5 protein-coding genes are annotated in these 5849 nt (G+C 51.4%); all 5 read left to right on the top strand.

The annotated features are described in order from the left end of the window. Nucleotides 1–1615 (top strand): copper resistance system multicopper oxidase (locus MLE19_RS22475; protein ID WP_276322542.1); only part of this gene is annotated, 1615 nt, incomplete at its 5' end. A gap of 9 nt (nt 1616–1624) precedes the next feature. After that, complete coding sequence (locus tag MLE19_RS22480; protein WP_240720563.1) at nt 1625–2395, top strand: copper resistance protein B; 771 nt, start codon at nt 1625–1627, stop codon at nt 2393–2395. Nucleotides 2396–2527: 132 nt separating this feature from the next. Next, nucleotides 2528–2944, top strand: coding sequence for a hypothetical protein (locus MLE19_RS22485; protein WP_240720564.1), 417 nt, complete (start codon nt 2528–2530; stop codon nt 2942–2944). Between the two features lie 198 nt (nt 2945–3142). Further along, nucleotides 3143–3901: a glutaredoxin gene (locus tag MLE19_RS22490; RefSeq protein ID WP_240720565.1), complete on the top strand. Its 759-nt coding sequence runs from the start codon at nt 3143–3145 to the stop codon at nt 3899–3901. 163 nt (nt 3902–4064) lie between these two features. Further along, a complete protein-coding gene (locus tag MLE19_RS22495; RefSeq protein ID WP_035556027.1) occupies nt 4065–5402 on the top strand; it encodes an APC family permease in 1338 nt (445 codons plus the stop codon). Nucleotides 5403–5849: the final 447 nt, after the last annotated feature.

Below are 5849 nucleotides of genomic sequence, written 5' to 3' on the forward strand. Positions count from 1 at the left end.
CTTACAAGAAGGGCAGGACGCGGTGCTTCGCGTCACTAACCTGCTTGATGAACCTACTTCTATCCATTGGCATGGCCTCATCCTACCGCCGGAAATGGATGGTGTGCCTGGTGTCAGCTTTGCCGGTATCGCCCCTGGTGAAACTTTTACCTATCGTTTCCCTGTCAGGCAGAACGGCACCTACTGGTACCACAGCCACTCAGGTCTGCAGGAACAGCTAGGCCATGCGGGGCCGCTGATTATCGACGCCGCCGAGCGCGAGCCTATCCGTTACGACCGTGAGCATGTGTTACTGCTCACCGACTGGACCTTTGAAGAACCGATGTCGGTGTTCCGTAATCTGAAAACCATGGAAGGCTATTACAACTTCCAAGAGCGCACGATTGCTGATTTTTTCGCCGATGTACGCGAAAAGGGTTTCTCACAAACCGCCGAGATGCGCGGTATGTGGGCCCAAATGCGTATGAGCTCGCGGGATATCGCCGATGTCACCGGCAGCACTTATACCTACCTGCTCAACGGCCACTCCCCCCAGGAAAACTGGAACGCGCTGTTCAAGGCCGGTGAGCGGGTACGGCTACGCGTGATTAACGGTTCGGCCATGTCATACTTCGATGTCCGTATACCTGGCTTGAAGATGACCGTGGTGGCCGCCGATGGCCAACCGGTCCAGCCCGTCCCTGTTGATGAGTTCCGCATTGGCGTGGCGGAAACCTACGATGTGCTTGTTTCACCTGAAGACGACCGGGCATACACCATCTTCGCCGAAGCCATGGATCGCAGCGGCTATGCTCGCGCCACGCTAGCCCCACGTGAAGGCATGCAGGCGGAGATTCCTGAACGCCGTCAAATTGCCGACCGCGGTATGGAAGCCATGGGTGCCCACGGCATGGGTGGTATGGATCATTCTGGCATGTCAAATATGGAAGGTATGGATCACTCCAATATGCCGGGAATGAGCAGTGACGATGCTGGTATGGAAGGCATGGATCACTCCAACATGGAGGGAATGGATCATTCCAGCATGGCGGGGATGGACCACTCCAGCATGTCCAACATGCAAGGCATGGATCACTCTAATATGGGTGGCATGGCGGGTGAACAGGCGAAAATCGGCGAAAATGGCTTGCTCGTTGCCGGTGAGGCCCAGCCCGGCTCTCGCTACGACCAGGCGGGCATCGGCATCGACCCTGATGAACGTCGTGTTTTAGTCTACCGCGATTTAAAAGCCTTCACGCCATGGCCTGACCGCCGTGAACCAGGCCGTGAGCTTGAGCTGCACCTGACCGGCAATATGGAACGTTATATGTGGTCGTTCGACGGTAAGAAGTTTAGCGAAGTGACCGGCCCCATCCATTTTGAGAAAGATGAGCGACTGCGTCTTATCCTCATTAACGACACCATGATGGAGCATCCTATCCACCTCCACGGCATGTGGATGGAGCTGGAAAACGGCCAGGGTGAATTGATTCCGCGCAAACACACCCTGAATGTGAAGCCCGGCGAACGCGTGTCTGCGCTGATCACCGCTGACGCCGAGGGTAGCTGGGCGTTCCACTGCCACCTTCTCTATCACATGGATGCCGGTATGTTCCGCGTTGTTCAGGTTTCTTAAGGAGGCAGTATGAAAACCAAGCACTACTTAACCCTCGCCAGCGCCGCCCTCGGCATGGCCGCTGCCACGACTGCTCAAGCCGAAGACGGCTATGCTGCTCCCGATCATTGGCCCGCACCCACGGTAGAACACAACATGGGCATGGCGTTGTTCGATCGGCTTGAATACACCGTTCCCGACAAAGGCCAAGACGCCGTGGTATGGGACTTTCAAGGCTGGTATGGCGGTGATATCAACCGTGTTTACCTGAAGTCAGAGGGCGAAAATGTCCAGGGCGACGGCGAGGATGCTGAGTTTGAATCCCTGGAACTACTCTATAGTCGCCTAGTGGCTGATTTTTGGGAGTTACAGGGCGGCGTGGGTTACCAGGGTGGCGTCTTTTCCGATGACCACGCTGAGCGAACCTATGGCGTAGTGGGCCTACAAGGTGTGATGCCCTATGGCATTGAGACTGACGTTGCCATGCAAGTGAGTGAAGATGGCGACGTGGCTGCCAGTTTTGAGGGCGAATACGATCTGCGACTCACACAGCGGCTCTACCTACAGCCGCGCACCGAAATCGCCGTGGCCGCCAGTGAAGTGGAAGAGTTTGGCGTGGGCGAAGGGCTTAACTCGGTTCGTGCTGGCCTGCGGCTAGGCTATGAAGTCACCCGCCGCTTCGCCCCCTATATCGGTGCTTATTGGGAGAAAGAGTACGGTGATACAGCGGATCTATCCCGTGCCAGTGGCGATAACACGGAAGATACTGGAGTTGTTGCAGGTGTTAGACTGATGTTCTAACAACTCTGGTAATGGATAACTTTTAACGTCACCAAGTGGTGGCGTTTTTTTTATTTTTTTATTTTTAAATTCAGCTTCGTTTCAAAAACCACAGCTAATATAAACAAGTCATCAACCACTGGAGTAATTATCATGAAAGTTAAATCAATTATCTTTGGAACACTTGTAGCCAGCATTCTTTCAACACCTGCATTGGCTAACTTCGGCAATACAACCCAGGATCTGCCCCTACTTGAAAGAGGCGTCTCTTCTACACAAGTGCTTGCCCAGGGCCAATCAAAGCGTTTCAATATTAACATTGAACAAGCGACTACGCTGAAGGTGGCAAGCGAGCACTTTCCAGGCGCAACCAGCACTGGAAACCGTATCTCCGCTGTGCTTTATAATGCAGCGGGACAGCAGGTAGCAGAAGCATCCAGCCCACGTGGCCATTTTGAAATGGTCCGCCAACTGCAGCCAGGCAATTATCAACTTGAAGTGACAGGCAATGCACTGGGAGGTACTAAAGAAAATGACAATAACCGCTATGAGTTACATGTTGACTATTAATATATAGTCACTAATTTAAGATACAGGGCCAGCCTTTATGCTGGCCTTTTTATTTAACATATATTTCTATCGTTGCAGAAACCTATTCGTAACCGTAGCTAGAATTATTAAAATAAATGAGTAGGCTATACTTGCCTGTGTGTAGCACAAAGGTTCTATATTTTTAGTAAATACCATGTTCTTAGCGAAGGAAAATCAATGCCAACGTCAACACCCACTGCCTATGCACGGGTTTACCGGATGAAAACCGCTGAGCACATGTGCCCGTTCGGTTTGAAGACGGTTGATCTACTCAAGCGCAAAGGCTTTAAGGTCGACGACCACACCTTAACGTCTCGCGATGAAATCGATGCTTTCAAAGAACAGGAAAACGTCGACACGACGCCCCAGGTGTATATCGGTGACCAACGTATCGGTGGCTATGAAGAGCTGCGCAAACATCTGGGAATGAGCGTTCCCAATGCAAAAGAAACCACTTATCGGCCGGTAATTGCCATTTTTTCTACTGCGCTGCTGATTGGCTTGGCGATTAGCTGGGCTACTCAGGACACACTGTTTACTGCACGCATGCCGGAGTATGCCGTGGCCACGGCGATGGTGCTGCTGGGCCTGCAGAAGCTGCAGGATGTCGAAAGTTTCAGCAGTATGTTTTTGAATTACGACCTTTTGGCCCAGCGCTACGTGCCCTACAGCTATTTTTACCCCTACGCCGAGACAGTTGCAGGCATTTTAATGCTAGCTGGTGCGTTAATTTGGCTTGCAGCACCACTGGCACTATTTGTCGGTACGGTGGGGGCGGTCTCCGTCTTTAAAGCCGTTTATATCGACAAGCGTGAGCTTAAATGCGCCTGCGTCGGCGGCAACAGCAATGTGCCACTGGGTTTTGTGTCGCTAACCGAAAACCTCGTGATGATCGCTATGGGACTGTGGATGCCGTTGCGGATGTTGTTGGGGTAAGACCCGTACTCTTACGCCAAACCATGATATAGGTCAGTTAAATGACTGAACCATATTCAGGTTACGTTCAGCTAACTCAACCACACTTGGTGTTGAACTTATCCCACACTGGCCTAAGGCGGTGAACACGCACGCCTTAGGCTTAATCCATAGGAGTGTTTGCATGGCTGACCAGGATAGAACGCCACATTACGAAGAAGGAAGCCTCTCACTAATCGGTGCCGTAGCACTTGGCACTGGAGTAATGATCGGCGCAGGAATCTTTGCGTTAACTGGACAGATGGCGGAAATGACCGGCCCTCTATTTCCCCTAGCCTTTTTGGCTGCCGCGGTCATTGTCTCTTTCAGCGCTTACTCTTACGTCAAAATGTCCAATACTTACCCATCTGCCGGGGGGATTGGCATGTATTTGCAAAAAGCGTATGGCTCAACGCTCCCCACCGCTTTCCATGCGCTATTGATGTATTTTTCCATGGTGATTGCGCAGAGCTTTTTGGCGAGAACTTTCGGTTCTTACACGCTGGAGCTATTTGACCTGGGTGATCGCGCTGTGTTTGTGCCACTACTCGGTGTGGGCTTATTGCTCGCGGCTTTTTTGATCAATTTATCCACCAACAAGTTGATTGAAACAGTTGCCTCGGTGCTGGGCTTCATCAAAATTGGCGGCATCATCGTGTTTGGTGTTGTCGGTGTTTTTATTGCAGATTCTATCGACATGGGTACTGGCGGGGATGCGCCATCCCCAACCCTCTCAGGCTTCTTGGGCGCGACGGCGCTAGGTATTTTGGCTTTCAAAGGTTTTACGACCATTACCAATAGTGGCTCGGAGCTGAAAAACCCAAAGCGCAACCTGGGCAAGGCCATCATGATCTCCATCGCGCTATGTGTAGTCATCTATGCGCTTGTGGGCTTTGCGGTGGCCAGCAATCTTTCCTTGTCTGAGATTATCGAAACTCAAGACTATTCGCTGGCGGCAGCGGCTCGGCCCGCACTTGGTGAAGCTGCCGTTGGCTTTACCGTTGTTTTAGCCATGCTAGCCACAGCAGGCGGGATCATCGCCAGTGTTTTCGCCGTATCACGCATGCTAGCCATGCTGACTGAAATGAAATTGGTTCCACACCGCCACTTCCATATGCCAGGTAGCCTGCAAAAGCACACGTTGGTGTACACCATTGTGTTTGGCTTAATCTTGACTGCGTTTTTTGATCTTAGCCGTATCGCGGCGCTCGGCATTATTTTTTACTTGATCATGGATATCGCTATCCATTGGGGAGTGCTGCGCCATCTCAGGAAAAGTGTGGGCGCTAACGCGGTTATTCCAAGCATTGCCATTCTGCTAGATGTCCTCGTATTGAGTGGCTTTGTTTGGGTAAAAGCCACTTCAGATCCACTGGTACTTATCGTTGCCGCCGGATTGATGGCCGTGCTGCTCATCGGCGAATGGCTATTTCTTGCCAAGCGCAACAATTCAGCCGATAGCGAACAGTTTCATTCCCACTAACCACAACTGTACATGTGAAGAGCCCCGGATATTCTATATACCAGTTCGGCTCTTAAAGTAACGCCTTTCATACTCAACCGGTGACATGTTATCACTTGTGCTATATCAGTGACCTCAGGGCAGTACACCGTCATTTTGAACGGTTATTTAGAAATGTCGCATGTTAGGCCAATCTTGGTGTGAATCGCTGTGCTCGTGATCAATTACCTCTCTCATTCCTGCGTAATACAGGTCTCGAAGGGGGTGGGGCCAGGTGACCCAAAGCTGGCCCGGTGGGAATACTGCACACAAAGAAAATTTTCGCTTGGCGTCGGACAGTAGGGGGGATGTTGCATAGATAGAGGCGGTGCCTTGTCATTGTCACCAAAGCACGAGGGGGAATACTGCATAGATAACCAGAGTGGGAATGTTGCACAGCAATGATCTGTTCAGCTTGGAAGTGAAAAC

It is taken from the genome of Vreelandella neptunia, from assembly GCF_022489065.1.
GTDB lineage: Bacteria > Pseudomonadota > Gammaproteobacteria > Pseudomonadales > Halomonadaceae > Vreelandella > Vreelandella neptunia_A.